Source organism: Haloarchaeobius litoreus (genome assembly GCF_024495425.1).
Taxonomy (GTDB): domain Archaea; phylum Halobacteriota; class Halobacteria; order Halobacteriales; family Natrialbaceae; genus Haloarchaeobius; species Haloarchaeobius litoreus.
In genome coordinates this window covers 910,787-936,677 of record NZ_JANHJR010000002.1, presented here as the reverse complement: position 1 = coordinate 936,677, position 25,891 = coordinate 910,787, and the positions used below count along the sequence as shown (strand labels likewise).

At 69.6% G+C, this 25,891-nt stretch carries 26 protein-coding genes; 15 read left to right on the top strand and 11 right to left on the bottom strand.

Going from position 1 to position 25,891, the window contains the following annotated elements:
* Nucleotides 1-18: 18 nt before the first annotated feature.
* The 3 genes from NOW55_RS11585 to NOW55_RS11575 all read left to right on the top strand — a co-directional run bounded on the left by NOW55_RS11585 (nucleotide 19) and on the right by NOW55_RS11575 (nucleotide 3,992).
* A complete protein-coding gene (locus tag NOW55_RS11585; protein WP_256400250.1) occupies nucleotides 19-813 on the top strand; it encodes a creatininase family protein in 795 nt (264 codons plus the stop codon).
* Nucleotides 814-900: 87 nt separating this feature from the next.
* Entirely contained in the window at nucleotides 901-1,992 is a 1,092-nt protein-coding gene (locus NOW55_RS11580) for an aminopeptidase (RefSeq protein WP_256400249.1), read from the top strand.
* A 227-nt stretch (nucleotides 1,993-2,219) separates the two neighbouring features.
* Nucleotides 2,220-3,992: a YegP family protein gene (locus NOW55_RS11575; RefSeq protein WP_256400248.1), complete on the top strand. Its 1,773-nt coding sequence runs from the start codon at nucleotides 2,220-2,222 to the stop codon at nucleotides 3,990-3,992.
* Nucleotide 3,993: 1 nt separating this feature from the next.
* Here NOW55_RS11575 and NOW55_RS11570 read toward each other — a convergent pair whose 3' ends face one another.
* From NOW55_RS11570 to NOW55_RS11560, 3 genes are read right to left on the bottom strand one after another with little or no spacing between them, the layout of a single operon-like run.
* Complete coding sequence (locus tag NOW55_RS11570; protein WP_256400247.1) at nucleotides 3,994-4,659, bottom strand: O-methyltransferase; 666 nt, start codon at nucleotides 4,657-4,659, stop codon at nucleotides 3,994-3,996.
* A 51-nt stretch (nucleotides 4,660-4,710) separates the two neighbouring features.
* Entirely contained in the window at nucleotides 4,711-5,856 is a 1,146-nt protein-coding gene (solA, locus tag NOW55_RS11565) for an N-methyl-L-tryptophan oxidase (RefSeq protein ID WP_256400246.1), read from the bottom strand.
* Between the two features lie 38 nt (nucleotides 5,857-5,894).
* Nucleotides 5,895-6,842 carry a mechanosensitive ion channel family protein gene (locus tag NOW55_RS11560; RefSeq protein WP_256400245.1) on the bottom strand — a complete coding sequence of 316 codons (948 nt, stop codon included), beginning with the start codon at nucleotides 6,840-6,842 and terminating at the stop codon, nucleotides 5,895-5,897.
* Nucleotides 6,843-6,959: 117 nt separating this feature from the next.
* Between NOW55_RS11560 and NOW55_RS11555 the strand changes: the two genes are divergently transcribed.
* Nucleotides 6,960-7,445 carry a dCTP deaminase/dUTPase family protein gene (locus tag NOW55_RS11555; protein ID WP_256400244.1) on the top strand — a complete coding sequence of 162 codons (486 nt, stop codon included), beginning with the start codon at nucleotides 6,960-6,962 and terminating at the stop codon, nucleotides 7,443-7,445.
* A gap of 177 nt (nucleotides 7,446-7,622) precedes the next feature.
* Here the strand turns inward: NOW55_RS11555 and NOW55_RS11550 are convergent, their stop codons facing one another.
* Nucleotides 7,623-8,432, bottom strand: a complete 810-nt coding sequence (locus tag NOW55_RS11550; protein ID WP_256400243.1) for a BtpA/SgcQ family protein — start codon at nucleotides 8,430-8,432, stop codon at nucleotides 7,623-7,625.
* Nucleotides 8,433-8,571: 139 nt separating this feature from the next.
* Between NOW55_RS11550 and NOW55_RS11545 the strand changes: the two genes are divergently transcribed.
* Nucleotides 8,572-9,654: an NADH:flavin oxidoreductase/NADH oxidase gene (locus NOW55_RS11545; RefSeq protein WP_256400242.1), complete on the top strand. Its 1,083-nt coding sequence runs from the start codon at nucleotides 8,572-8,574 to the stop codon at nucleotides 9,652-9,654.
* A gap of 24 nt (nucleotides 9,655-9,678) precedes the next feature.
* On the opposite strand, the gene NOW55_RS11540 is transcribed toward NOW55_RS11545, so the two are convergent.
* Nucleotides 9,679-10,245, bottom strand: coding sequence for a thioredoxin family protein (locus NOW55_RS11540; protein ID WP_256400241.1), 567 nt, complete (start codon nucleotides 10,243-10,245; stop codon nucleotides 9,679-9,681).
* 125 nt (nucleotides 10,246-10,370) lie between these two features.
* Between NOW55_RS11540 and NOW55_RS11535 the strand changes: the two genes are divergently transcribed.
* From NOW55_RS11535 to NOW55_RS11525, 3 genes are all read left to right on the top strand, one after another.
* Complete coding sequence (locus NOW55_RS11535) at nucleotides 10,371-10,892, top strand: hypothetical protein (protein ID WP_256400240.1); 522 nt, start codon at nucleotides 10,371-10,373, stop codon at nucleotides 10,890-10,892.
* Nucleotides 10,893-10,985: 93 nt separating this feature from the next.
* Nucleotides 10,986-11,474: an Lrp/AsnC family transcriptional regulator gene (locus NOW55_RS11530; protein ID WP_256400239.1), complete on the top strand. Its 489-nt coding sequence runs from the start codon at nucleotides 10,986-10,988 to the stop codon at nucleotides 11,472-11,474.
* Nucleotides 11,475-11,476: 2 nt separating this feature from the next.
* Nucleotides 11,477-12,628: a pyridoxal phosphate-dependent aminotransferase gene (locus tag NOW55_RS11525; protein ID WP_256400238.1), complete on the top strand. Its 1,152-nt coding sequence runs from the start codon at nucleotides 11,477-11,479 to the stop codon at nucleotides 12,626-12,628.
* Between the two features lie 45 nt (nucleotides 12,629-12,673).
* Here the strand turns inward: NOW55_RS11525 and NOW55_RS11520 are convergent, their stop codons facing one another.
* Nucleotides 12,674-12,934 carry a glutathione S-transferase N-terminal domain-containing protein gene (locus NOW55_RS11520; protein WP_256400237.1) on the bottom strand — a complete coding sequence of 87 codons (261 nt, stop codon included), beginning with the start codon at nucleotides 12,932-12,934 and terminating at the stop codon, nucleotides 12,674-12,676.
* 144 nt (nucleotides 12,935-13,078) lie between these two features.
* Here NOW55_RS11520 and NOW55_RS11515 point away from each other — a divergent pair, with 144 nt between their 5' ends.
* Nucleotides 13,079-14,308, top strand: coding sequence for a GNAT family N-acetyltransferase (locus NOW55_RS11515; RefSeq protein ID WP_256400236.1), 1,230 nt, complete (start codon nucleotides 13,079-13,081; stop codon nucleotides 14,306-14,308).
* Between the two features lie 36 nt (nucleotides 14,309-14,344).
* Here the strand turns inward: NOW55_RS11515 and NOW55_RS11510 are convergent, their stop codons facing one another.
* A complete protein-coding gene (locus NOW55_RS11510; protein ID WP_256400235.1) occupies nucleotides 14,345-15,499 on the bottom strand; it encodes an NAD(P)/FAD-dependent oxidoreductase in 1,155 nt (384 codons plus the stop codon).
* 384 nt (nucleotides 15,500-15,883) lie between these two features.
* Between NOW55_RS11510 and NOW55_RS20790 the strand changes: the two genes are divergently transcribed.
* A complete protein-coding gene (locus tag NOW55_RS20790) occupies nucleotides 15,884-17,743 on the top strand; it encodes a PAS domain-containing protein (protein ID WP_256400234.1) in 1,860 nt (619 codons plus the stop codon).
* A gap of 24 nt (nucleotides 17,744-17,767) precedes the next feature.
* Here the strand turns inward: NOW55_RS20790 and NOW55_RS20785 are convergent, their stop codons facing one another.
* Nucleotides 17,768-18,340 carry a HalX domain-containing protein gene (locus tag NOW55_RS20785; RefSeq protein WP_256400233.1) on the bottom strand — a complete coding sequence of 191 codons (573 nt, stop codon included), beginning with the start codon at nucleotides 18,338-18,340 and terminating at the stop codon, nucleotides 17,768-17,770.
* Between the two features lie 62 nt (nucleotides 18,341-18,402).
* Between NOW55_RS20785 and NOW55_RS11495 the strand changes: the two genes are divergently transcribed.
* The gene (locus NOW55_RS11495; protein WP_256400232.1) at nucleotides 18,403-18,525 is read left to right on the top strand and encodes a hypothetical protein; all 123 of its coding nucleotides are present in this window, start codon (nucleotides 18,403-18,405) and stop codon (nucleotides 18,523-18,525) included.
* 270 nt (nucleotides 18,526-18,795) lie between these two features.
* Nucleotides 18,796-19,197: a carboxymuconolactone decarboxylase family protein gene (locus NOW55_RS11490; RefSeq protein WP_256400231.1), complete on the top strand. Its 402-nt coding sequence runs from the start codon at nucleotides 18,796-18,798 to the stop codon at nucleotides 19,195-19,197.
* 44 nt (nucleotides 19,198-19,241) lie between these two features.
* On the opposite strand, the gene purL is transcribed toward NOW55_RS11490, so the two are convergent.
* Together purL and NOW55_RS11480 are read right to left on the bottom strand one after the other, a co-directional pair.
* Nucleotides 19,242-21,455 (bottom strand): phosphoribosylformylglycinamidine synthase subunit PurL, encoded by a 2,214-nt coding sequence (purL, locus tag NOW55_RS11485; protein WP_256400230.1) that lies wholly within the window; start codon nucleotides 21,453-21,455, stop codon nucleotides 19,242-19,244.
* 59 nt (nucleotides 21,456-21,514) lie between these two features.
* Nucleotides 21,515-22,027, bottom strand: coding sequence for a hypothetical protein (locus NOW55_RS11480; protein ID WP_256400229.1), 513 nt, complete (start codon nucleotides 22,025-22,027; stop codon nucleotides 21,515-21,517).
* A 255-nt stretch (nucleotides 22,028-22,282) separates the two neighbouring features.
* Between NOW55_RS11480 and NOW55_RS11475 the strand changes: the two genes are divergently transcribed.
* The 3 genes from NOW55_RS11475 (at nucleotide 22,283) to NOW55_RS11465 (ending at nucleotide 24,767) form a co-directional block, all read left to right on the top strand.
* Nucleotides 22,283-22,969 (top strand): PHP domain-containing protein, encoded by a 687-nt coding sequence (locus tag NOW55_RS11475; protein ID WP_256400228.1) that lies wholly within the window; start codon nucleotides 22,283-22,285, stop codon nucleotides 22,967-22,969.
* On the top strand, nucleotides 22,966-24,081 hold the full coding sequence (locus NOW55_RS11470; RefSeq protein WP_256400227.1) for an asparagine synthase-related protein: 1,116 nt from the start codon (nucleotides 22,966-22,968) through the stop codon (nucleotides 24,079-24,081). The genes NOW55_RS11475 and NOW55_RS11470 overlap by 4 nt, the downstream gene beginning before the upstream one ends.
* 182 nt (nucleotides 24,082-24,263) lie before the next feature.
* Nucleotides 24,264-24,767, top strand: a complete 504-nt coding sequence (locus tag NOW55_RS11465) for a hypothetical protein (protein ID WP_256400226.1) — start codon at nucleotides 24,264-24,266, stop codon at nucleotides 24,765-24,767.
* A gap of 4 nt (nucleotides 24,768-24,771) precedes the next feature.
* Here NOW55_RS11465 and NOW55_RS11460 read toward each other — a convergent pair whose 3' ends face one another.
* Nucleotides 24,772-25,743 carry a transcription initiation factor IIB gene (locus NOW55_RS11460; RefSeq protein WP_256400225.1) on the bottom strand — a complete coding sequence of 324 codons (972 nt, stop codon included), beginning with the start codon at nucleotides 25,741-25,743 and terminating at the stop codon, nucleotides 24,772-24,774.
* Between the last annotated feature and the right edge of the window lie 148 nt (nucleotides 25,744-25,891).

Genomic DNA, 25,891 nt, shown 5'->3' with positions numbered 1-25,891 from the left:
CGGGACCCGTCCACGTTCATGTACCTCGCCGACCAGGCGTGGCCGGACCTCGGAGACTACTTCGCCGAGGAGTCGCTCGCGGTCGTCCCGCTCGGGTCGACGGAGCAACACGGGCCACACCTCCCCGAGAGCACCGACCACGTGATCGCCGAGAACCTCGCCCGCGAGGCGGCCGACCGCGCCGGCTACCTCTGTACGCCGACGGTGAACGTGGGCGTGAGCATGCACCACCGGCAGTTCCACGGGACGATGTCGGTCGACCCGCCGGCGTTCCGCGACTACGTCGAGAGCATGACGCGGAGTCTCACCCACCACGGCATCGACCGCGTCGTCTACGTCAACGCCCACGGCGGCAACATGCAGCACCTCCGCGAGGTCGGTCGGCGGCTCCGCGACGACCGCGTCGCCTTCGCCGTCGAGTGGATGTGGGACGAGTCCATCCCCGACCTCGTCGACGAGCTGTTCGAGCACAACGGGCCCCACGGCGGCCCGAAGGAGACCGCGATGCTCCAGTACCTCGACCCGGAGAACGTCCACGAGGACCGGCTCGCGGAGGCCCGCGACGGTGGCCGCGTGAACCTCGTGGACGGCGAGCCGACGGTCCACGGCGCACGGAACTACTACGACGCTATCGACAACTCCCCGAACGGCGTCTTCGGCGACCAGACCGACGCGACCGCAGAGAAGGGCGAGCAGCTGTTCGAGGCCGCGACCGAGCAGCTCGTCGCCCTGCTCGGCTGGCTCGACGACAAGCCGTTCGACGACCTCATGGGCGAACCGCACGTCGACCCGCAGCCCGGCAGCCGACGGTAACCGCGTTCTTCCCGAAGCCGTTCTCGTCCATGCCTATCCATGGCGGTGTTTCGAAACGAATATCAGTCGCTTGTCGTAAGCGAGGGTATGGACGAACGCGTTCGGGAACACGCCAAGATACTCGTCGAGGACTGTGCCGAGGTCGAAGCCGGCGACAACGTCACCGTGACGGGACCGCCCGAGGCGGAGGACCTCGCCGTCGCCATCGCCGAACTCCTCGGCGAGAAGGGTGCCCACCCGCAGACACGCCTCCAGTCGAGCCGCGTCAACCGCGCGTACATGCTCGCCGCCGACCCCGAGGACTTCGACACGCCCTCCCACACGCTCGCCGCCGCCGAGGAGACCGACGCCTTCATCTCCATCCGTGGCTCCGCGAACATGTTCGAGACGAGCGACGTGCCCCCGGAGAAGAACCAGGCACGGAGCCAGCACATGAAGCCCATCCAAGAGACGGTGATGGAGTCGAACTGGGTCGTCACGCAGTACCCAGCGCCGGGCGACGCCCAGAAGGCCGAGATGAGCACCGAGGCGTACGAGGAGTTCGTCTGGAGCGCCATCAACAAGGACTGGGACGAACAGCGCGAGTTCCAGGAGCACATGGTCGAGATACTCGACCCCGCCGAGGAGGTCCGCATCGTGAGCGGCGAGACGACCGACATCACGATGTCCGTCGCGGGCAACATCACCATCAACGACACCGCCGAGAACAACATGCCCGGCGGCGAGGTGTTCACCGCGCCCGTCCCCGACAGCGTCGAGGGCGAGGTGCTGTTCGACAAGCCGCTGATGGCCCAGGGCCGCGAGGTCACGAACGTCTACCTGAAGTTCGAAGGCGGCGAGGTCGTCGAGCACTCTGCGGAGAAGAACGAGGAGGTGCTCTCGGCCGTGCTGGACACCGACGAGGGAGCCCGTCGGCTGGGCGAGCTCGGCATCGGGATGAACCGCGACATCGACCGGTTCACCTACAACATGCTGTTCGACGAGAAGATGGGCGACACCATCCACCTCGCGCTCGGCCGTGCCTACGACAAGAACATCGGCGAGAACAACGAGGGTAACGACTCCGTCGTCCACCAGGACATGATCGTCGACATGAGCGAGGACTCGTACATCGAGGTCGACGGCGAGGTCGTGCAGCGCGACGGGACGTTCAGGTTCGAGGACGGGTTCGAGGAGTAGGGAGACGCCGAGCGCAGCGAGGGGTCTCCGAGACGCGAGCGGGGAGGAACGACCTGCAAGCAGTAGTGCGGTTTCGAGCGACCGCCGGCGAGCCGATCACTCGCGATGCTGTCTCTCATCGTCGACCGTTCGTTGGAAGCAGGATCCGGACGACAGGGGGTCCCTTCCGCTGGAATTCATGAAGAACCGTGAAAGCACTTTTCTGTATCGCGTCCAGCATGTGCTATATGGCAACAGACGACAAGGAAGGCGGTACACTGGTGTCGGCCTACGAGGACCGAATCGGGGCGGCGAACACGGGGGACGAGGCGTACGGCTACTGGGTGTTCGCGGTGGGAGTCGTGCTCGGCGTCGCTGGAATCGCGCTGTTTCTGACCAGCGAGAGCGCGACGATGATGCGGGAGACGAGCATCGTGCTCTCGGCAGCGGGCATCGCGCTACTGGTCGCGGGTCCGGTCATCAGGCTCCCCCTCCAGCGAACCGCGACGTACACGACGTACACCGGGCTGGCGATGTGCGCCATCGCTGTCGTCTGGTTCACCGTCGTCTTCCCAGTCGACTGGAGCACGACGACGGGGAACCAGCCGGTCGCCATCCTGTACGCGCTCGGTATCGCCATCATCGGCGTCGGTGGGGTGTTCGTCCCCCTCGTGAGCCCGACCGAGACGCGGACGGGTGCGGCGGCGGCGCAGGCGAGCGGGCGTGCATCCGAACTCGAAGCCGAGCTGGAGTCGGTCAGCCGGGAACGTGACGAACTCGCCGACGAACGTGACGAACTCACCCGACAGGTCGAGGAGGGGGCTGCAGCGAGCGAGCAGGCCAGCGCCGACGCCGAGACGGCGAAGGCGGCGCTCCGAGACGAACTCGAATCCGTCAGGCAGGAGCGCGACGACCTCGCCCGGAAAGTCGAGGAGGGGGTGGCGGCGAGCGAGCAGGCCAGCGCCGACGCCGAGGCGAAGCAGACAGAGCTGGAGGGCGAGGTGACGGCGCTGTCGGACGAACTCGACGCGCTCCGGACGAGCAGGGCGCAGTTCGAGCTCTACCCCGACAGGAAGGGCGAGTTCCGCTGGCGGCTCCGGCACCGCAACGGCAACATCATCGCCACGGGCGGCGAGGGCTACACCCGGAAGCACAACGCGCAGAAGGGCCTCCAGAGCGTGCGTCGGAACGCACTCGGCGCGACGGTCGTCCACGCCACGCCGGCGGCGGCCGCGGACGAGGAGCCCGCGGAGACCGGCGAGGACGCCCTCGACGACATGCCGCTGCTGCCGGCCGAGACCGAGAGGGAGGAGAGCGACGCGACGTTCGAGCTGTACGAGGACCGCGGCGGCGAGTGGCGCTGGCGACTCAGACACGAGAACGGCCAGGTCATCGCGGACTCGGGCGAGGGCTACTCGACGCGGAGCGGGCTGACCCGCGCGCTGAAGGGCGTGCGGCGGAACGTCGGACCGGCGGACTACCTGCGGTTCGATCCGGTGTCGTTCGAGGTGTTCCAGGACCGGGGCGGGAAGTGGCGCTGGCGGCTCGTCCACCGCAACGGCAACATCATCGGCGACTCCGGGCAGGGCTACACCCGACGCCGGAACGCGAAGCGGGCTATCGACGCGGTCAGGTCGGGGCTTGAAGGCGGCAGTCTGGAGTTCGAGCGGTACGAGGATACGGCAGGGGAGCACCGGTGGCGGCTCCGGTCCGGGAACGGCGAACTCGTGGCCGACTCCGGCGAGGGCTATGCCTCGGCGGACGGGCTAGAGGAGGCTATCGAGCGAGTCGAGCGCCAGGTCCCGGACGCGGACGCGCTCGACGTCGGTCGCGCGATCTTCGAGGTGTACGAGGATCGGGGCGGGAAGTGGCGCTGGCGGCTCCGGCACCGCAACGGCAACATCATCGCCGACTGCGGGCAGGGCTACGGCAGCCGACACGGGGTCCACGACGCCATCGAGAGCGTCAAGCGCAACGCGCCGACGGCATCGGAAGAGGAGGAGGACGACGACGAGGAGTGAGTCAGCCGAGCCGGTAGCTGACCGCGATCCCCTCACCGACCGGCAGCACGTTCGTCTCGAACTCGGGGTCGGACCGGACGGTCTCCAGATAGTCTGCGATGCCCCGCGTGTGCTCGTTCACCTCGCCGGGGTCGTCGCCCTCGACGATGGCGAGCAGCTTCTCGAACTCGATGATGCCGGCGGTCATGGCGTTGTCGGCGACGACGATGCCGCCGGGCGCGACCTTCTCGCGGACGGCCTCGAACGCCTCCGCGTAGCGGTGCTTCTGGTGGTCGACGAGGACGCAGTCGAACGGGCCGTCGTAGCGTTCGATGGCGTCGAGGGCGTCGCCGTGCTCGTAGCGGGCGATGGCGTCCAGACCGCCGCGCTGCATGAACTCGCGGGCCATGTCGAGCTCGTCTTCATCGAACTCGGTGAGGACGATCTCGCCGTCGGCCGGGAGTGCCTGCCCCCACCAGTACGCGGAGTAGCCGAAGCCGGAGCCGAACTCGAAGACGCGCTCGGCGTCGACAATGCGGGCGAAGGTACGCAGGAGGCCGCCGACCGCGGGGCCGACGTGCGGGAACTCCTGTTCCGCCGCGTAGGCGTCCATCTCGGCAGCGAGGTCGTCGGGCTCCGGGGCGGTCGCGCGGACGAAGCGGGCCGTCTCGTCTGAGAGGAGGTCCATGCAGTGAGGTGCGGGCGTCGGTCCCCTAAACGTTCCTCCGGTGCGTTCGGGTCACGCGCTCCGGATCGCCTCGCGGTCAACCGCGAACTCGTCGACGGACAGCCCGGTCTCGCCGTCGACCGCGAGGTCGGCCAGCGCCTCGCCGACCGCGCTGGCGAACTTGAAGCCGTGGCCGGAGAAGCCCGCCGCGACGACGACGTTCTCGTGCTCGGGCAGCGTGTCCACGATGAAGTCCATGTCCGGCGAGTTGGTGAACATGCACGTCGACAGGCCCATCGTCGGGCCGTCGGCGGCGGGGAAGTGGTCCCGCAAGAGGCCCCGGAGCGCGTCCTCGTCCTCGCGAGTCGGTGCGGCCACCGAATCGGGGTCGGCCTGCTCGCGCAGGTGGTGGTACAGGCCGACCTTCACACCGGGACGGTCGTAGCGCGGGAAGCCGTAGTACTCGTCGCCATCGTCGCTCTCCGTGACGAACACGGGGAATCTGTCGGGCGTGAAGTCGTCGGGGCGCTCGGGCGGCTGGAACCAGCCGAGCACCTGCCGCTCGGGGACGGCCGCGCTGGCGAGGTCCGGGAGCAGGTCGGCGCTCCACGCGCCGGCGGCGAGGACGAGCGCGTCGGCGGTGTAGGCCCCGCGGTCGGTCTCGACCTGGACACCGTGCTCGTCGGCATCCCAGTCCGTGACCGTCTCCCGGGCGTGGACGGTCCCGCCCGCCGCCATCGCCCGCTCGACGTGTGCGCTGACGGCGCGCTCGCAGTCGAGGAAGCCGCCGTCGGGCTGGTAGAGCGCGTCGTAGTCGTCGGGGACCCCGTAGCCCGGAAACCGCTCCTTCAGCTCCCGCCCCGTCATCGTCTCGTGGTCGAGCCCGTGGTCCTCGCAGGCCAGCCGCGCGCCGTCGACGAGGCTCCCGTCGGGTGGCGCGGCACAGACCGACCCGGTCACGTGGAGCAGGTCCCGGCCCGTCTCGGCCTCCAGTGCCCGCCAGTTCTCGTAGGCGCGTTCGACCAGCGGCACGTAGTCGGGGTGCTCGTGGTACGCCTTCCGGATGATGCGCGTCGAGCCGTGCGAGGAGCCGTTGCTGTGTGGGACGTCGAACCGTTCGATTCCCAGCACGTCGACGCCGCGGCTGGCGAGGTGGGCACACGCCGCGCTGCCCATGCCGCCGACGCCGACGACGACCACGTCGTACTCGTCGGTCATGAGCGCACAGACGACCCGTCGGGGCAAAATACGTCCGGCTACCGGAACCGTCCGACCGGGAACGCCACCTTGTCCGGGTTCGCCTGGAACCGGGCGAGTATCTCCTCGTACAGCGCGTTCTTCGTCCGCTGGATCTGCCGCGGCCGGGTCAGGAAGCGCAGCCGGAGCTCGACCCACGTCTCCCCCTGCGCGACGTTCACCGACGGCCTGTCCTGCACTTCGAGGTCGACCGGCGTCTCGGCCAGCTGCTCGCGGTACGTCGCGACGTTGCGCTCCATCTCGTCGCCGAGCTGCTCGTCGGCGACCGCCCGCATCACCGACCGGGCGAAGTCGAGGTCCGTCTCGTAGGACACCTGCATCGACACCTCGCTCCAGACGAACGGGAAGTCGTCCCGCGAGTAGTTGAACACCTCCGACGTGAGGATGAGGCTGTTCGGCACCGTCACCGTCCGGCCCGACGGCTGGTGCGAGGAGACCAGGTCACCCTCGACCTCCCACAGCGTCGTCACGAGGAAGTCCACGTCGATGACGTCGCCCTTCGCGTCCTCGATTCGGATCCGGTCGCCAACCTGGTACGGCCGCATCGAGAGGATGTACACCCACCCGAGCAGCGACGTGAGCGGCTGCTGGAGCGCCACCGTCACACCGAAGCCGACGATCCCCAGCGAGAACAGCACGCCGAGCCACTGGTCGGTCAGCACGCCCGCGACGGCGATGATAGCCGCGATGACCAGGACCAGCCGGACGACGTTCCGCAGGTCGTGCCGCCGACGCCTGTCGTGGACCAGCCGGCCCATCCCCGCCGAGAGCAGCAGGTAGACGCCGTAGGTGCCGCTCCCGATGGCCAGCGCGAGCAGCCCCTTCAGGACCCACGGTTTGAGGGACTGCTGGGACTCCGCAGGCGTCCACGCGGTCTGCAGTACGCTCACCGCGACGATGGCTAGCAGGGCGACGAGGAACGCGAGGTAGCCGAGGCGTCGCTTCACACCCTCTTGGGTCGAAAGCTGTCGTCAAAACGGTTGTGTTCCGGACAGCGCGGGAACCGCCCGACGGGCTCCCCGAACCGCCCGGCCTTTTTGACGGTGGCGCTCCAACCCCCGCCCATGCAGGAGGTACTCGACCGCGTGGAGAACCTCGTCCACCCGGAGACCCAGGTTCGAGAGCACGGCATCGACCTGACCGTCAGCGCCATCCACGAGGTGGCCGGCGCGGGACGCATCGACTTCGGCGGGGACGAACTCGAGGAGGCTGACCTCGAACCGCACGAGCTGACCCGTCGGAACCCTGACGACGAGTACCAGTGGTGGCACCTCGACGCGGGGACGTACGTCCTCCAGTACAACGAGCTGGTGACCGGCGACGAGCACGCCCGGCTGCTGCTCCAGCCACGGAACAAGCTGATGGCCCGCGGGGCGTCGCACCCGACGGTGACCGTCGGCAGCCACCTCCCGCTCGTGCCGCTGACGGTCGGCGGGGCCGGCATCGACATCAAGGAGAACGCCCGGGTCTCGACGGTGGTGCCGGTCGAGGCCGGGCCGTCGGTGGGCGACGGGGGCGACGACGCCGTCGACGCCGACATCGTGGAGTAGGTCGGAAGCTGGTCTCAACCGTTAAGTCCGCGGCGAGCGTATGTCCTTGCGGTGTGTTTCACCATGTCAGGAAAGAGGATACTACTGCTCGCGGGTGACTTCGTCGAGGACTACGTGATCAGTCACGGCGAGCCCGTCCCGGCCGACGACTGACCCGACGACCGACCACCCCAGTTCTCAGCGATTCCGCGCCGCGGCGACGACCGCCCGGACCCGCTCCTCGTCGACGGGGTTCGTCGTCCCGCCGCCCTGCTTGAGCGCGGTGCCGACGACGACGCCGTCGGCCAGTTCGAGCGTCTCGCCGACCGTCTCCGCCGTCACGCCACTCCCGACGAACAGCGGCGTGCCCGGGACCGCGTCGTCGATGGTCTCGCGTGCGGTCTCCAGCACGCTCCGGTCCGTCGGGTCCCCGGTGCCCGAGCCGGACACGACGATACCGTCGGCGAGCCCGCGCTCGACGGCGTCGACGAGTTCCTCGCGCATCGGACGGTCGGCCAGCGGCGCGGCGTGCTTGACGCCCACGTCGGCCAGCACGGCAACGTCGGCGTCGAGTCGGTCGCGCAGGCGCATCGTCTCGTGGGCCTTCCCCTGGATGAGCCCCTGGTCGGTGACCGTCGCGCCGACGTGCGCGTTGACCCGGACGTAGTCGGCTCCGACGGCGGCCGCGATGGAGAGCGCCGCCTCGGCGTCGTTCCGGAGGACGTTGATGCCGACCGGCACCGAGACATCGTCGACGAGTTCCGTCGCGAGCGCCGCCATCTCGGCGACGACGTGCTTCGGCACGTCCTCGGGGTAGAACGGCGCGTCGCCGAAGTTCTCGACCATGATGCCGTCGACGCCGCCGGCTTCGAGCGCGCGGGCGTCGGCCAGCATCCGCTCGCGCAGGCTCTCGCGGTCGCCGTCGAACCGGGGGGCGCCCGGCAGCGGCGGCAGGTGGACCATGCCGACGACCGGCGCGTCGGTCCCGAACGTCTCCTGTAGGTTCATGCGAGCGGATTGTCCGGCGAGTGCGATAAGCCCCGCCCTTCGCCGCCACCGCATCGCCACCGGGCCGGCCGCGTCGCTCGTAGCGGCAAGGGGTACGCCCACCGTGGGCTTGACGCCTGCCGACGCGCTATCACCGCCGATGAGCGACCTCTTCGCAGACCTCTCGATTCGCGAGACGACGGTTCCGAACCGCGTGATGGTCTCCCCGATGTGCCAGTACTCCTGTGCGGGCGACGGGCTGGCGACGGACTGGCACCGGCAGCACCTCGGCAGCCGCGCCGTCGGCGGCGCGGGCATCGTCATGACCGAGGCGACCGCCGTCTCCCCCGAGGGCCGCATCTCCCACGACGACCTCGGCATCTGGACCGACGAGCACGCCGACGCGCTTGCACCCATCGCGGCGTTCATCGCGGGGCAGGGCTCGGTGCCGGCCATCCAGCTCGCCCACGCCGGGCACAAGGGTTCGAAGACGCCACCCTGGGACGGCTCGACGCCCGTCCAGCCCGACGGGGACGGCTGGGTCGCGCCCTCGCCGTCGGCCGAGGCGTACCCGTACGACGACGACAAGACCCTCGAGACGATGACGACGGAGGAGGTGGCGGGCGTCGTCGACGACTTCAGGGCCGCTGCCGAGCGCGCACTCGACGCCGGCTTCGAGATCGCGGAGGTCCACGCCGCCCACGGCTACCTGCTCCACGAGTTCCTCTCCCCGGTGACGAACCGCCGCGACGACCGCTACGGCGGCGACTTCGAGGACCGAACCAGAGTGGTCCGCGAGGCAACGGCGGCCGTCCGCGATGTCTGGCCCGACGAGAAGCCCGTCTTCGTCCGCGTCTCCGCCACCGACTGGCTGCCCGACCGGGAGTCGTGGACCCTCGACGACACCGCCCGTCTCGCCGGCGACCTCGCTGACGAAGGGGCGGACCTGATAGATGTCTCGGCGGGCGGGCTCCACCCCGACCAGCAGATTCCGAACACCGGCCCGGGCTACCAGGTACCCTACGCCGAGCGCGTGAACGAGGCGACCGACGCACTGGTCGGCGCTGTCGGCGGCATCACGGCCCCGGAGCAGGCCGACGAACTCGTCCGGAACGGACGCGCCGACCTCGCCATCGTCGGCCGCGAGCACCTCCGAGACCCGTACTTCACGCTGCACGCAGCTCGGAAGCTGGACAGAGAAGACGAAGTCGAGTGGCCGATCCAGTACCGGCGCGCGGTCTGATTTCGAGGGCCGGTTCGCCCCTGTTCAGTCGTCGTCCTTCCACTTGATGGAGCAGCCCCGCGAGGGCTCCCACTCGATGTCGACGTCCTCCCCGGCGAGCACGGCGTCGATGGCCTCGCGGACGTGGAACCGCGTCGGCTCGTCCTCGGGGTTGAGCGCGTCGTCGAGGCGACCCTGGTAGACGAGCCGGAACTCGCCGTCCTCGTTCGCGAACAGGAACGGGTCCGGCGTACAGACCGCGCCGTACTCCCGGGACACGTGCTGACTCTCGTCGCGGAGGTAGGCGTCGTACTGGATGCGTCCGTCCTCCGTCCACTCCCGCATCGCCTCGAAGGAGTCGTCCGGGTACTCCTCGGCGTCGTTCGGGTTGATGCCGACGACGGCCACGTCGTCGTACTCCGCGGCGAGCGCGTTCAGCAGGTCGAACTTCGCCTGCGCGTAGGGGCAGTGGTTGCAGGTGAACACCAGCAGCAGCGCCTCCTTGTCCGCGAAGCTGTCGAGTGTGTACGTCTCGCCGTCGACACCCGGGAGTTCGAAGTCCGGCGCGACGTCACCGGCAGCGAGGTTCGAGTCTGACTCCATCTGGACCATATCGTGGCGACATTGGTGCTCGCGGGCTTAAGAACTGACGTTCCGGTCGGCCCGTGGGTGGCCGTCGGTCGGATCTCGACGGGAGAGCGTCCACGCTTATTACGTGGGCCTTCGAGAGTGGAACCATGCCAGAGATGACCGTCTCCGACGCGCAGGCGGAGTTCCTCGAATCGCTGCGGGCGGAGATACAGACCGAGACGCGGTACGGCTACGTGCGAAAGCGGGACGCGCTGCAGTACCTCATCGACAACGTCGACGCGGACGAGATAGACACCGACGTGGACATCGCGCCGCCGTCCGAGACCGACGAGTCGACGGAGGAGCAGGCCGCCGAGGCCGTCGAGCATCAGGACGGGGAGGCCACGGCAGACGGTGGGGCCGCCGCGGACGAGGGCACACCCGCCGAGGCGGCCGACGGCGGGACGACCACGGCGAGTGCGTCGTCGCCGATGCCGGACCCGAGCGACGACAGCGAGGAGGGCGACGACCGGCTGAACGCGATGATGAACCTGCTCGACACGCACGAGGACAAGTGGCGCGAGGCCTCGAAGGAGGACGCGAGGTACGAGGTCGACATGCCCGACGGGACGACGCAGTACGTCCAGACGAAGGACGACGTGCGGGCGCACCTGTTCAAGAACTACTGAGGCGTCGACCACGCGGCGTGTCACCGTGGTTCGTTCGCGGCGATGCCCGACGCGGAAGCAACGCTTTTGACCCCCTCGCCGACTCCTAGTGGTATGACGGCACGGGACGACCTGCTCGACCTGCTGGTCGAGGACGCACGTCACACGACGGCGGACCTCGCACGCATGACCGACCTGACCGAGGACGAGGTCGAGGCGGCACTCGCGGCACTGGAAGAGGAGGGCGTCGTCGCTGGCTATCAGGCCATCGTCGACTGGGACAAGACCGACCGCGAGGTGGTCCGTGCGACGGTGGAGCTCAACGTCACCCTCGACCGCGAGACGGGCTACGGCGACATCGCCGAGCGGCTCGCTCGCTTCCCACAGGTGAAGACGCTCAGACTCGTCAGCGGCGACTACGACTTCCTCATGGAGGTCGAGGGGGCGTCGATGCACGACGTCTCCATCTTCATCAGCGAGAAGGTCGCGCCCGTCCCCGAGGTGACCCAGACGGTCACGCACTACATCATGACGACGTACAAAGAGGGCGGGGTCGTCCTGAACGACGACGACGACGACGATAGACTCTCGGTGTCGCCCTGACCATGGGGCTGGACATCTCTGAGCGCGTGCGGGCGGTGCCGCCGTCGGGCATCCGGAAGTTCTTCGAGCTGGCCGAGGAGCGCGACGACGTCATCTCGCTCGGCGTCGGGGAGCCGGACTTCTCCGCGCCGTGGGCGGCCCGCGACGCGGCCATCGACTCGCTGGAGCGCGGCCGGACGAGCTACACGTCGAACCGGGGGCTGCTCGAACTGCGGCGGGCCATCTCGCGCCACGTCGACGACCGGTACGACCTCGACTACGACCCCGACGAGGAGATACTGGTGACGACGGGCGTGAGCGAGGCCGTCGACGCGGCGCTCCGCGCGCTCGTCGACCCCGGCGACACCGTCGCGGTGGTCGAGCCGGCGTACATCTCGTACGTCCCCGGCGTCATCTTCGCCGGGGGAGAGCCGCTGCGCGTGCCGACCCGGGAGGCCGACGAGTTCAAGCTCACCGACGAGGCGCTGGAGCGGGCGGGCGCAGCCGACGCCGACCTGCTGATGCTGTGCTACCCGAACAACCCGACCGGCGCGGTGATGACGGGCGAGGAGCTCGAACCGGTCGCGGAGTTCTGCCGGGAGCACGACCTCGGCGTGCTCTCCGACGAGATCTACGCCGAGTTGCAGTACGAGAACGAGCACACCTCCATCGCCACCCTGCCGGGGATGCGCGAGCGCACCGTCGTCTTCAACGGCTTCTCGAAGGCGTACGCGATGACGGGGCTCCGGCTGGGCTACGCGATGGCCCCGCCGGAGGTCGTCGCCGCCATCAACCGCATCCACCAGTACGGGATGCTGTCGGCCCCGACGACCGCGCAGTACGCCGCGCTGGAGGCCCTGCGCTCCTGTGACGCCGAGGTCGAAGCGATGGTCGACGAGTACGACCGCCGGCGGCGGTTCGTGCTCTCGCGGTTCGACGAGATGGGCGTCGACTGCTTCCGGGCGAAGGGAGCGTTCTACGTCTTCCCGGAGGTCCCCACCGACGAGTCCGCGGAGGCGTTCGCCGAGGGCCTGCTGGAGGAGGAAGGCGTCGCGATGGTCCCCGGCGACGCGTTCGGCGACGGTGGCGAGGGCCACCTGCGGGTCTCCTACGCGACCGGGCTCGACGACCTCCGCGAGGCGATGGACCGGTTCGAGGCGTACATCACCGACTGAGGGTCGGGGACCGTCACCGCGCCTCGGTGTTCTCGAGCAGTTCGGCTACGAGTAGTGTTCCCCGAGGTAGCCAACGATGTCGTCGCTCTCGTACATCGTGACGTCGCGGTCCGTATCGACGAGGTACGGTATCTTGTCGTCTCCGACCGCCGTGAGGCGGTCGTGTGTCGTCTCGTTGGTCACGTCGCCGCCCTGGTCGCCCGGGAGTCGTGGGTTGTGTGCGACGTACGAGACGCCGAGTGCCGAGAGCGTCTCCCTGACCTTCCGAGAATGCGGGCAGCCCTCCGACTGGTACAGTTCGAGCATCGTCCCATAACTGTGCGTGTAGCGCACAATAACATTCGGTCCTGCGTCCCTCGCACACAACACCCGGTCGGCCCCCGGCGGCGGTGTGGCAGCGACTAGCCCACTACGGCAACCTTCTTACCCGGCGACGTTGCCCGTTCGACCATGACAGCGTACCGCCCGCTCACGGACGACGAGACGGCGACCTTCCACGGGTTCGTCACCTACGCGTTCCGTCCCCAGGCCGGCCCCGAAGCGATGGAGTACGACCCCGACGACGCGGACGAGCGCGACCGCCTCGGCGCGAAGCGCGGCGTGTTCGACGACGACGGCGAGCCGCTCGCGGTCTGTCGGCACTACTGGTTCGAGACGACGCTCCGCGGCGAGACCGTGGAGATGCCGGGGCTCTCCGCGGTCGCCTCGCCGCCCGAGCACCGCCGCGGCGGCAACGTCCGGCGGATGCTCGAAGCGTCCGTCGAGGAGTACCACGACCGCGAGGCACCCATCTGTGCGCTCTGGCCGTTCGAGTACGGCTTCTACCGGCAGTACGGCTGGGAGACCGCGAACCGGTACGTCGACATCTCCTGCCCGCCGGAGACGCTCGACTTCGCGGCCGCGGCCGCCGACGCGGAGGCCGAGCGCACCGGCCAGGCCGACGGTGACGCCCGCTGGCGACGGCTCGACGGCGACGACTGGGCGGCCGTCGACGCCGTCTACCGCGCCGACACGGCGGACATGGACCTGACCGTCGACCGCGACGAGGACTGGTGGCGGCACCGGCGGTTCTCCGGCTGGGAGGACGACCCGTTCGTCTACGGCTGGGGCACCGAGGACGAGCTGCGGGGCTACGTCATCTACGAGGTGGACGAGGGCGACGACGGTCGCGAGCTGAACGTCTGGGAGCACCGGGCGCGCGACCACGAGGCGTACCTCCGCATCCTCGCGTTCTGCCGCGACCACGACTCGCAGGTCTCCACGGTGACGCTCCACGAGCAGCCCGACACCGTCCTGCCCGACCTGGTCGACGACCGGGGCGACGTCGAGACGGAGCTGAAGGGCGGCCCGATGGTCCGCATCGTCGACGTGGCCGACGCGCTGGAGACCGTCGCCTACGACGCCGACGGCGTGGTCACACTCGCCGTCTCGGACGGGCTCGCGCCGTGGAACGACGGGACGTTCCAGCTCGACGTGACGGACGGGGCGGGGACGGTCCACCGCGTCGACGGGGACCACGACGCCGAGCTCGACGTCGGCGCGCTCTCCCAGCTGCTCGTCGGCTACGCGCCGGCCGACCGGCTGGCGAAGACGACCGACCTGACCGCGGACGACGAGACGCTCGCCACGCTCGACCGGCTGTTCCCCGAGAACGACGCCGCGGTCCTCGACTTCTTCTGAACGGGTGACCGCCGACGGCGGCCCCGTCGCCGGCGCTCAGGCCACGTTCCGCTCGTCGTGGGTCTCGCCGCGCTCGAACCGAGCCGCGGAGAGCGCGTCGAGGTCCACGAGGTCGGTCCCACCGTCGACGACGAGGTCCGCGATGATCTGCCCCGTCGCGGGGGCGTGCTGGAAGCCGTGCCCGGAGAACCCGATGGCGGTGAGGTAGCCCGGCGCGACCGCCTCGACGATGGGGTGGTGGTCCGGGGTGACGGCGTACAGCCCCGCCCAGCCGTTCTTGATGCGGGTCTCCGGGCCGAAGTAGGATGCGTAGTCCGCGGCGTGCTCGACGGCCTCGATGGTCCAGTCGGTATCCGCGGTCGTCGAGAAGCGTTCGGGGTCCACGTCCGGGTCGTCGCCGCCGAAGTGGCCGCCGACGAGCGCCGCACCCTCCCGCTCGGGCCGGAAGTACGACCCCGTGTCGAGGTCGATGGTCAGCGGGTTGGACTCGGGCACCGGCGTCTCCGGGTCGACGACGGCGACCTGTCGGCGCTTCGGTGCGACGGGAAGGTCCACGCCGGCCAGCTCGTTGAGACGCCCCGCCCACGGGCCAGCGGCGTTGACGACGTACTCCGCCTCGATGGTGCCGTCGGGGGTCTCGACGCCGGTGACGCGCCCGTCGCCGCCGTCGCGGTGCACGTCGGTCACGGGCGTCTTCGTCCGCACGTCGACGCCGGCCTCGGCCGCGGCCTGCGAGTACCCCTGCAGTGCGAGGTGCGGGTCGGCGAACCCGTCCGTCGGGCAGTACGTCGCGGCGCGGAACGGCTCCGGGTCGAGCCCGGGGCAGTACGCCCGTGCGTCCTCGGGGGCGAGCAGCTCGCTGTCGACGCCCTCCTCGCGCTGCATCGCCACGTTCGCCTCGAAGTCGTCGGCGGTCGCCTCGTCACGGGCGAGGAAGAGGTAGCCCGAGCGACGGTACTCGATGTCGACGCCGAACTCCTCCTCGAAGGACTCCCAGACGTCGATGCTCGCCCGGGAGAGCTTGACGTTCACCCGGGTCGAGAACTGGGTCCGGATACCGCCAGCCGACCGCTCGGTGCTCCCCGAGCCGACCGACCCCTTCTCGCAGAGGACGACCTCGACGCCTCGCTCGGCGAGGCTGTACGCGGCCGCCATGCCGACGATGCCACCGCCCACGACGACGACTGTCATACCGGAGCCACGGCGAGGACCGAGTTAACTCTTGTCTGGCGGGCCCTCCCGCCGTCGTGACGGGGTCGCGGCGGCTGGTCTGGGCACGGAACGTTGCCACCGCCCGATAGTTCGCGGCGCTGTCCGCTCCCGTCCCGCCGGTTCCCGCCTCGATGGCACCCTCTCGGACGGTCGACCGACGCCCGGGAAGCTGTCCGCGCGCTGTGACGAGACGGGTGTCGATGGGGCTGCCTGCCGCCCCATGCACCCGACGCCGGTGGCGGGGTTGGCCACGAAAGGTAAGTAGGGGAATCACGTAGCCCCGTACAGCCCCGCAGCCATGGATTCTCGTCTCAGCATCTCTCGCGCTCCCCGACCGAGCCCATCCGACGAGGTGGACGGAGGGTGAACAGCGGGCCACACGCGACGGACCGCTCGGTCCCGATCCTCGACCGCGTCGAGGACGCCTTCTTCGCGCTCGACGCCGACTGGCGCTTCACGTACATCAACGACCGCGCCGAGTCGATGCTCAAGCGGTCGCGCCGCCAGCTCGTCGGCCGGGTGATGTGGGACGAGTTCCCCGAGACCGTCGAGACGCAGTTCCCCGAGGGGTTCCACCAGGCGATGGAGACACAGGAACCGGTCTCCTTCGAGGTGTACCACAACCCCCTCGACACGTGGTTCGAGGCCAACGCCTACCCCTCGGAGTCCGGCCTCTCGGTCTACCTGCGCGACATCACCGACCGGAAGGAGCGCGAGAACGAGCTCGCACAGCACGCCCGCGTCGTCGAGGCGGTCCACGACGGCGTGCTCACCGTCGACGACGACGACCGCATCGCCAGCGTGAACGAGGCCATCGAGGACACCCTCGGTGCGACCCGCGAGGAGCTCGTCGGCCAGCCCATCCGCCGGCTGCCAGAGCTCGCGAGCATCGACTCCGAGGGCGCGATGGCCATCGGCGAGGCCATCGGGACGCTGCAGTCCGGCGAGACGAGCTACCAGCGCTTCGAGCTCGCCTTCACCAACGCGGACGGCGAGGAGCGCATCGGCGAGATGCGGATGGTGCCGCTCGGCGAGGGCCTCGCGAGCGTCGCGGGCGTCATCCGCGACGTGACCGAGCAGCGCGAGTACGAGGAGACCGTCGACTCGCTGCACGAGGTCACCCGCTGGCTGTTCGGCGCGGAGGACGCCGCGGAGATCTGCTCCGTGGCGGTGCACGCCGCCGGCGAACTCCTCGACCTGCCCATCTCCGGCGTCTGGCTGCTCGACGACGAACGCGGCTGTCTCGACCCGATGGCGGCGACGATGGGCGCTCACACCGAACTCGGCGGCCTCCCGCAGTTCTACGAGGGCGAGGGCCTCGTCTGGGACGTCTACCGCGAGGGCGAGCCGAAGATGTTCGACGACCTCACCGAGGAGACGGGTCTCTACAACGAGGACACCCCGCTTCGCTCCGAGATCATCGTCCCCATCGGCACCCACGGTGTCATCATGACCGGCTCGACGCGCGTCGACGGCTTCGACGACACCGACCTGGAGCTCGTCTCCCTGCTCGCGTCGAACACCGAGGCCGCGCTCGACCGGTCCGACCGCGAGAAGCTCCTGCAGGACCGCAAGCAGTCGCTCGCCCGGCAGTCAGAGCGGCTTCGTGCGGTCGCGGACATCCTCTCGGAGGACCTCCAGCAGCACCTCGACGAGGTCGCCAGCGAGTTCGACGCGGAGAGCCAGGACCCCGCGGTGACCGAGACGCTCACCCGCGCCGAGGAGCTCGTCGACGACGTGCTGGAGTTCGCCCGCGACCAGAGCGCGATGGGCTCGCGCTCCTCGGTGGACTTCGAGAGCGCGCTGGCCGACGCCCTCGACGCGTCCATCGCCGAGGACATGACCGTCTACCTCGAGTTCGAGGGCAGCGTGCGGGCAGAGCGCGCCCGCTTCGTCCACATGCTCGAGACGGTGTTCAACGACGTGACCACCCGCGCCGAGGGCACCGCGACGGTCCGCATCGGTCCCGTCGAGGACGACGCCACCGGCAAGCCCACCGGCTTCTACATCCTCGACGACGCCGCCGCCATCCCCGAGACGGAGTTCGACCGCGTGTTCGAGCCCGAGCGGGCGACCGGCAGCGAGCGCTCCGGGCTCGGGCTCGCCGTCGCCCGCGAGATCGCCGAGGCGCACGGCTGGGAGGTCGACGTGTCCACGGGACAGGCCGGCGGGACGCAGTTCTCCGTGACGGGGATGGTCACGTTCGAGGTCTCGCGGCAGTAACGGGTCGGCGTCGCGGGGCTGCAGTCAGTTGGTTCTGGAGAGGTCCTGACAGACCCGCCGGTACGCGTCGTGGTTCGACAGCTCGGTGATGGTCTCGTCGATCTGTGCGCGCATCACGTTCAGCCGGTCCTCCAGTCTTGCGTACTTCTCGGAGGCCCGCAGCTCGGCCTCGGTCTTCTGGGAGTCGAGCAGCGCCTTCTTCGAGGCGAGCGCGAAGAACTGCTGTATCTGCTCGTCGTACGTCGACCGGAGGAGGAGCTGGTCGATTGTCGAGAGCAGGTCCTCCCTCGACACCGGCTTGACGAGGTAGTCGTCGAAGCCCATCTGGATGATGTCGAAGTCGGGCTCGACCGCGGTCACCATCGCGACGCGGGTGTCGAGCTCGCGCTCGCGGATGGTCGAGAGCACCTGGTCGCCGGAGAGGCCGGGCATCCGGCGGTCGAGCAGGACGATGTCGCGGGACTCGTCCATCGCCTCGAGCGCCTGGCTCCCGTTGTACGCCGTCTTCACGGTACAGGCGTCCCTGAGCCACGCGGCGTACAGGTTCGCCAGGTCGGGTTCGTCCTCGACGATGAGGACCGCGGGCGAGTCCGCCACGACTCACCGCCCCCCGGTGTGCGAAGGCATCGTACTCGTGTTGCTACTTGGAGTATATGAAGATGACGGGGATTCCCCGACCCGTGTCCGGGCAGGCACGGACGGGCGTCCGGCCCGACGACACCTCGTGGTCGCTGGTGCGCGGGACCGTCAGTGGCACCGGCGGGAACCATCTCAGGAACTGATGCTATCCACGTCGAGTCAGATATCTACTGGTGGCCACCAGATACCGTGAACTGCCCTCGGAACCGGTCTAGCGGTTCAGGAACGTTGTGGGCCGCGACACGGCCGTCACCGGGTTCCGACCTCTCCGGGAGACAGACTGACTGTCGAGGAGACCGGTTCACGTACGTTTATGCTGGTTGCTAGCGTCCATCACAGTGGTCTCCGGGTGGCCGCTCCACGCGGCGACGACAGCACCAGCAGCCGTCCGGAGGCTCCAAGGAGGCACACCCATGGCACTATCAGAGACGGCGAGCTACGACGAGACCCTCTCGGACATCGAGGAGACACTGGGCATCGTCCCCGGCTTCATGGCGGCGGTCCCCGAGGACGACATGGTCCACGAGTGGCCCGTGTTCAAGCAGTATGCCCTCGGCGAGAGCGAGATTCCGGAGAAGTACCGCGAGCTCATCGAGCTCGCGGTCGCGGCCACGTTGAAGTGTCCGTACTGCCAGGCGTTCCACAGGGGCGCGGCCCAGATGCACGGCGCGAGCGAGGAGGAGCTCGCAGAGGTCGGCGTCCTCGCGAGCATGACGACGCGGTGGAGCTCGATAATCCACGCACAGCACTACGACTACGACACCTTCGTCGACGAGTTCGAACAGATCAGCTCGCATCTAGAGGCACAGCAGTAACAGCACAGCAGTCGACCGGGGTCGACCGGGCATCGACCCGTTTTTTACTCCATCGTGTCGGCGATGACCGACCGCAGATCCGCGATGTCCGCGGCGTCGTACGCCAGTTCCGTCCAGAACGTCGTCAGCGCGAGCCGCCCGTCACTGGTGCCCTCGCCGATGCTGGCGACGGGTGCGACGCCGACGAACGCCTCGCGCACGGCGTCCGGGTCGGTCGTCTGGACGAGCACGCGACCGGGCTGTTCGTTGAACAGGAGGCCGGTCTGCTCGCGCCGGGAGTCGAGGCCGCCCTGCTCGGGCAGTGCGACCCGCAGGCCGGCGTCGTCGTGGACCATCTCGGCGAGCGCGACGGCGAGGCCGCCGTGGCTCACGTCGTGGGTCGCCTGCACGTGGTCCGCGTCGGCGACCGCGGCCAGGGCCTCGACGAAGCCTGCAGGGTCCGCCGGAAGTTCGGGGAACGTGTCGGAGCCGCCGTTGCGGGCGAGGTACTCCGAGCCGCCGAGTGGCTGTGCACCGTCCTCACCGGCGAGCGACCGGTCGCCGACGAGCAGGAGCTCGCCCTCGTCCGCGGCGGCCATCGGCGGCGCGTCGTAGCCCGCCTTCGTGCCGACCATCGCGACGGTCGGCGTCGGCGGGATGGGGCCGGACGGCGAGTCGTTGTACAGCGAGACGTTGCCGCCGACCACGGGGACGGAGAGGTCGGAACACATGTCGGCGAGCCCGTCGACGATACCCGTGAACCCGCCGTACACGTCGGGCTTCTCGGGGTTCCCGCCGTTGAGGCAGTCCACCGCGGCGAGGGGCGTCGCGCCCTTCGCGGCGAGGTTGGTCGCGTTCTCCAGCGCGACGGCGCGGGCACCGTCGTAGGGCGCGCACTCCGTCCAGAGCGGGTCCGCGCCGGCCGAGATGGCGAGTCCGGTACCGACGCCGTCCTCGCCCTCGGTCTCGCGGACCGCGACGAGTGCCGCGTCGTCGCCGGGCAGCACGCTCGTCCGCACGCCGACCTCGTGGTCGTACTGCCGGTAGACCCAGCGCTTCGACGCCGTGGTCGGGCTTCCGACGACGGCTTCGAACGCGTCCGCGAGGGGGACGTCCGGCCGGTCGACCGCGGGCGCGGCCGGTTCCTCGGTCGGCAGGTCGTTCATCGGCGCGCCGTCGCCCAGGAACTCGGCGGGTGCGTCGACGACCGTCTCGCGCTCGCCGTCCTCGCCCGCGAACGTGCAGACGTAGTTGCCGTCGGTCACCTCGCCGATGACCGAGCAGCCGAGGTCGAAGCGCTCGGCGACCTCCTGTACGCGCTCGACGTCAGCCGGGCGGACCTCGTAGCACATCCGCTCCTGGGACTCGGCGAGCAGGATCTCCAGTGCGTTCATGTTCGGCTCGCGCTGGTGGACCCGGTCGAGCTCGATGGTCGCGCCGAGGCCCCCCTTCGCGACGAGTTCGGAGGATGCACCCCCGAGGCCGGCCGCGCCGAGGTCCCGTGCCGACTGGACGAGGTTCTCCTCGACGAGCAGCTCGTTGGCCTCGATGAGCAGCTTCTCCGCGTAGGGGTCACCGACCTGCACCGCCGGGCGGTCCTCAGTTTCCGCATCTTCACTCAGGTCCTCGCTGGCGAACGACGCGCCGCCGAGGCCGTCTCTCCCGGTCGCGTTGCCGACGAGGACGAGCCTGTTGCCCGGTTCCTGTGCCTCGGCGGTGACCAGCCGGTCGGCGTCGGTGAGGCCGACGCAGGCGACGTTGACGAGCGGATTGCCCTCGTAGTCGGGGTGGAAGTCGACGCTGCCGGCGACGGTGGGGACGCCGATGCAGTTGCCGTAGTGGCTGATTCCCTCGACGACCCCTTCGAACAGGTAGCGCGAGTGCTCGCGGTCGAACTCGCCGAAGTACAGCGAGTCGGCGAGCGCGATGGGGTACGCGCCCATCGACAGCGTGTCGCGGACGATGCCGCCGACGCCGGTCGCCGCACCGTCGAACGGGTCGACGTAGGAGGGGTGGTTGTGGCTCTCGACGCCCAGCGTGATGTACGTGTCCGAGTAGCCGTCGCCCGAGGGCTCCGGCAGGGCGACGACGGCGGCGTCGTCACCGGGACCGACGACGACCTGGTCGCCCTCGGAGTCGAACGCCCCGAGCAGGGGGCGGGAGGAGCGGTACGCGCAGTGTTCGCTCCAGAGGTTCTCGAAGAGCGCGGCCTCCGCCGGTGTGGGGTCGCGCCCGAGTTCGTCCACGACGAGTTCGCGGTCGGAGTCGGCGAGGCTCATTCATCCTCATGTCGATACCGGGGCGGTTTATGCGTTTCTATGCGCACGTTCGTGAACACTCACCCGCTCTCGGTCACCGCCAGCCCCTCCACCACCCAGGCGGCACCCCACAGCAGCCAGCCGGCGACGAACACGAGCACGGCACCGATCTCACCGACGCCGAGCACCGTCTCCCAGCCGAGGGCGTCCGCGGCCGAGAACGGATCGTAGTTGACGCTTCCCCCGCCGCCGAGCTCGGCGTGGAAGAGCATCGTCAGCGTCCCGTGGGCGAGCACGGCCGTCGCGAACGTCTCGAACAGGAGGAGGATCGGCCCGGACTCCGCGGTCCGGCCGGGGTGGAGGAACCGGACCAGGTCCGCGACCGCGCCGAGGAACAGGTGGCGGTACTGCGCCATCAGGAACGGGGTGAGGACGGCACACAGCAGCAGCCAGGTGTCGGCGATGCCGACCGCCGTGGCCACAGGTGTCGCACCGGCCGCGACCAGGATTCCGAGGGAGAGCGCCGACACCGCCGAGAGCCCGAGGAACCCGAAGAACAGCCTGCCGGCCGAGAGCGAGTCGTCACGGTGCATGGCCGTCACCTCCGACGGAGTCGTCGCGTCGGGGCGGGCCGGTGGACACGACCCCGCGGAGCAGCCGGCTCCGCCAGCGACTGTGGGGCCGTCGACACGGGACGTCCGTCGGCATCTATTTGCCCTCCGGTTCTTCGGTTGGAAATAAACCACTTCCGGCCCGGGCGCAGCGTCGCGGCCGACGTGACGGCGGCGAACACGATACCTGACGGACGTATCGAGGTGCTTTTAGCCCTCCCGCCGGTAGCTCGGGGCGTGCTATCGGTCGAGTTGCACTCCCACTCGTCGCTGTCGTACGACGGCCGGGACCCTGTCGAGTTGCTCCTCGCGCAGGCGGAGGCTGTCGGCCTCGACGCGCTGGCGGTGACCGACCACGACGAGATCGACGCCAGTCTCGACGCCGCCGAGAAGGCCCCCGAGTACGGCCTGCTCGGCATCCCCGGCATGGAGGTGACGAGCGCCGACGGACACGTGCTCGCGCTCGGCGTCGAGGAGCTGGTCCCGCAGGGCCGCCCCTTCGAGGAGACGCTCGACATCATCAGGGACCTCGGCGGCATCGCCGTCGTCCCACACCCGTTCCAGGAGTCCAGAAGCGGCGTCATGGAGAACATCACCCGCGCGGAGCTGGCGACGGCCGACGCCATCGAGGTGTACAACTCCCGGCTCCTCACCGGCCGGTCGAACCGGCAGGCCGAGCGCTTCGCCCGCGAGTACGGCATGCCGATGACCGCCGGGAGCGACGCCCACATCAGCGAGATGGTCGGGCAGGCGGTCACCCGCGTCGACCCCGACGAGCCCACGGTCCAGGGCGTGCTCGACGCCATCCGCGAGGGTCGGACGACGGTCGAGGGGAAGCGGACGCCCTGGCGCATCAGCTTCCGGCAGGCCGCCGGCGGGGCGAAGCGGCGCGTGAAGAACCGGATGCACGAGTTCCTGCCGTGACGCTCGACGGTGCCTGCGCCGCGACGGTTCGGCGCGCACTCGAAACCGGGGGCCCGCTCCCCGGAACGGCGGGCTTCGCGGGCGAACTCGACGGCGCACTCGTCCGCGACGTGCTCGGCAGGCGGCCGATCTTCGTCGACGATTCCGACGACGGGAGCGACGCCAGCGACGACGACCGGCGCTGGGCGTTCGACCCGACCGAACTCGACCACCCCCGAAGCCTCCCCGCCGGTGTCCGCCGGAGCGCCGGCGGACGGGAAACCGAGGTCTGGACGCTCCCCGACCCCGAGCCGGCGACCGACGTCGACGCCGCGGTCGCCGACCTCCAGGCGGCCATCCGGGAGAGCGCGGCCAGCCTCCCCGAGGTGGACATCGCGGTCGCGTTCTCCGGCGGCGTCGACTCCGCGCTCGTCGCCGCACTCGTCGACGGCCCCTGCTACGTCGCCGGCTTCCCCGACAGCCACGACGTCGAGGCCGCCCGGACCGCCGCCGACGCGATGGGCGTCGACCTCACCGTCGTCGAACTCACACACGAGGCCATCGAGCGCGCCGTCCCCGAGATCGTCGGCGCGACGGGCCGCACGAACGCGATGGACGTGCAGATCTCCCTCCCGCTCTACCTGGTCGCCGAGCGCGTCGCCGCCGACGGCTACGACCACCTCGCGGTCGGCCAGGGCGCGGACGAGCTGTTCGGCGGCTACGCCAAGGTCGCGAAGGCACCCGACGACCCGCGGGTCGAGGCCGGGACGGTCCGTGGCGCGGTTCGGGAGATGGTTCTGAGCCTGCCCGACCAGCTCGAACGCGACGTGCTCTCCCTGCGGGGTGCCGGTGTCGAGCCCGTCGCGCCCCTGCTGTACGACGCGGTCGTCGAGGCTGCGCTGCCGTTGCCCGGCGAGCTGCTCGTGGACGACGCAGGGACGCGGAAGCGGGCGCTCCGGCTCGCCGCACGGGAGTGGGTTCCCGAGTCCGTCGCGGACCGGGACAAGAAGGCCGTCCAGTACGGGAGCCTGGCGTCCCGGGAGCTCGACCGGCTCGCCCGGCAGGCCGGCTACAAGCGGCGGATGGACGACCACGTGACGAGGTACGTCGAGTCGCTGGTCGCCGGGGAGTGACTCCTGTCCTGCCGCGTCAGCGGGGGAGAGTTTACACCTGTTGTAAACCCCCGGCGGGCCACAGCCTGCCCCTGCCGCAGCGCCACCCGTCCAGGTCGCCAGCGTCGACGGGACCGAACCGCCACGGTCGCTTCCGCGGACCGAACGTCTTTACTCGCGTGGGCCGCCAGTTCGAACGACGAATGGCAGCAGAGACAGCCGACCGTGACCCGGGGCGCACCATCGGACTGGGAGAGCTCGCCATCGCCCTCTCCCTGCTGGTCCTCCTCCTCGGCGCTGGCCTCGCGGCGGCGGGCACGTTCCTCGTCTCGGACAACTGCGAGACGCAGGTCGGCGTCTCGTTGACGAAGGTGAACGAGACGGACCGCCCGGTGGTGGAGGCGGGAGACCTCTCACGGGACGTACAGGAGCCGGTCGGCATCGCGGTCCGGGAGAACCGGACGGTGTTCGTGCAGCCCGAACGGTACCAAAGCGAGCTGGCGAACCGGACCATCCAGTTCGAGGGGACGCTGTACGAGGTCGAGGGACGGGAGTTCGAGGACTGTGCGGGCGGCACCGACGACGTCCTCCAGCTCGGCGGCTTCTGGCTGGCGGTGCTCGGGCTGACGGCGGCGGCGCTGCTGGCGGTGGTGCAGTACGGGTCGAGGTGGTTCCCGTCCGACGAGGAGTACCGACGCCGGGAGTAGGGTCTCAGGCCGGGTGTTCGGCCTCGAGCAGCTCGTGGTAGCGGTTCCGGATGGTGACCTCGGAGATGTTGGCGACGTCGCTGACCTCGCTCTGCGTGACCTTCTCGTTGGCGAGCAGCGAGGCGGCGTAGACGGCGGCAGCGGCGAGGCCGACGGGCGACTTTCCGGAGTGGATGCCCTCGCGCTTGGCCGTCTCCAGCAGGGTGCGGGCCCGGCGTTCGCCCTCGTCGCTCACCCCGAGCTCGCTGGCGAATCGGGGAACGTAACTCACCGGGTCGGCGGGCTGGATCTCGAGGGTGAGTTCGCGGACGACGTAGCGGTAGGTGCGGGCGATCTCGTCGCGCTCGACGCGGCTGACGTTCGACACCTCGTCGAGGCTGCGCGGCGTGCCGGCCTGGCGGGCCGCGGCGTACAGCGACGATGTGGCGACGCCCTCGATGGAGCGGCCGGGGAGCAGGTCCTCGCCGAGCGCGCGGCGGTATATGACCGACGCGGTCTCGCGCACGTTCTTCGGCAGGCCGAGCGCGCTGGCCATGCGGTCGATCTCGCCGAGGGCCTGCTTCAGGTTGCGCTCCTTGCTGTCGCGGGTTCGGAAGCGCTCGTTCCAGGTGCGTAGCCGCTGCATCTTCTGGCGCTGCTTCGAGCTGAGCTGGCGGCCGTAGGCGTCCTTGTTCTGCCAGCCGATGTTCGTCGAGAGGCCGTCGTCGTGCATCATCTTCGTCGTCGGCGCGCCGACGCGGGACTTCGAGTCCTTCTCGGCGGCGTCGAACGCTCGCCACTCGGGTCCGCGGTCGACGGAGTCCGCCTCGACGACGAGCCCGCAGTCGTCACAGACGGTCTCGCCGTGCTCGTCGTCATCGATCAGCCGACCGCTACACTCCGGACAGGTCCGCAGTTGCTCGGTCGGTTCCGTCTCGGTCGTTCGCGCCTCCCGACTCTCGTCGGTCTGCTGGCGTCGGATACTCGTGTCAGTCATTGTGGGGGGTCTGAACGGGTGTTCAGAACGGGGGGTCGTACGCAAACTGTTGCGGCGAGGAGGACTTAAACGCTTTGGCTAACTCTCGTTGGGTTTCCGAGCTATCTAGTCATCGTTCGCACAGAATTTTTTTCTGTTTTGGTAACCT

Coding starts and splice junctions, on each gene's coding strand:
- NOW55_RS11585 (WP_256400250.1), top strand. CDS start 19: ATGTACCTCGCCGACCAGGCGTGGCCGGACCTCGGAGACTACTTCGCC.
- NOW55_RS11580 (WP_256400249.1), top strand. CDS start 901: ATGGACGAACGCGTTCGGGAACACGCCAAGATACTCGTCGAGGACTGT.
- NOW55_RS11575 (WP_256400248.1), top strand. CDS start 2,220: ATGGCAACAGACGACAAGGAAGGCGGTACACTGGTGTCGGCCTACGAG.
- NOW55_RS11570 (WP_256400247.1), bottom strand. CDS start 4,659: ATGGACCTCCTCTCAGACGAGACGGCCCGCTTCGTCCGCGCGACCGCC.
- solA (WP_256400246.1), bottom strand. CDS start 5,856: ATGACCGACGAGTACGACGTGGTCGTCGTCGGCGTCGGCGGCATGGGC.
- NOW55_RS11555 (WP_256400244.1), top strand. CDS start 6,960: ATGCAGGAGGTACTCGACCGCGTGGAGAACCTCGTCCACCCGGAGACC.
- NOW55_RS11550 (WP_256400243.1), bottom strand. CDS start 8,432: ATGAACCTACAGGAGACGTTCGGGACCGACGCGCCGGTCGTCGGCATG.
- NOW55_RS11545 (WP_256400242.1), top strand. CDS start 8,572: ATGAGCGACCTCTTCGCAGACCTCTCGATTCGCGAGACGACGGTTCCG.
- NOW55_RS11540 (WP_256400241.1), bottom strand. CDS start 10,245: ATGGTCCAGATGGAGTCAGACTCGAACCTCGCTGCCGGTGACGTCGCG.
- NOW55_RS11535 (WP_256400240.1), top strand. CDS start 10,371: ATGCCAGAGATGACCGTCTCCGACGCGCAGGCGGAGTTCCTCGAATCG.
- NOW55_RS11530 (WP_256400239.1), top strand. CDS start 10,986: ATGACGGCACGGGACGACCTGCTCGACCTGCTGGTCGAGGACGCACGT.
- NOW55_RS11525 (WP_256400238.1), top strand. CDS start 11,477: ATGGGGCTGGACATCTCTGAGCGCGTGCGGGCGGTGCCGCCGTCGGGC.
- NOW55_RS11520 (WP_256400237.1), bottom strand. CDS start 12,934: ATGCTCGAACTGTACCAGTCGGAGGGCTGCCCGCATTCTCGGAAGGTC.
- NOW55_RS11515 (WP_256400236.1), top strand. CDS start 13,079: ATGACAGCGTACCGCCCGCTCACGGACGACGAGACGGCGACCTTCCAC.
- NOW55_RS11510 (WP_256400235.1), bottom strand. CDS start 15,499: ATGACAGTCGTCGTCGTGGGCGGTGGCATCGTCGGCATGGCGGCCGCG.
- NOW55_RS11495 (WP_256400232.1), top strand. CDS start 18,403: ATGACGGGGATTCCCCGACCCGTGTCCGGGCAGGCACGGACGGGCGTC.
- NOW55_RS11490 (WP_256400231.1), top strand. CDS start 18,796: ATGGCACTATCAGAGACGGCGAGCTACGACGAGACCCTCTCGGACATC.
- purL (WP_256400230.1), bottom strand. CDS start 21,455: ATGAGCCTCGCCGACTCCGACCGCGAACTCGTCGTGGACGAACTCGGG.
- NOW55_RS11480 (WP_256400229.1), bottom strand. CDS start 22,027: ATGCACCGTGACGACTCGCTCTCGGCCGGCAGGCTGTTCTTCGGGTTC.
- NOW55_RS11465 (WP_256400226.1), top strand. CDS start 24,264: ATGGCAGCAGAGACAGCCGACCGTGACCCGGGGCGCACCATCGGACTG.
- NOW55_RS11460 (WP_256400225.1), bottom strand. CDS start 25,743: ATGACTGACACGAGTATCCGACGCCAGCAGACCGACGAGAGTCGGGAG.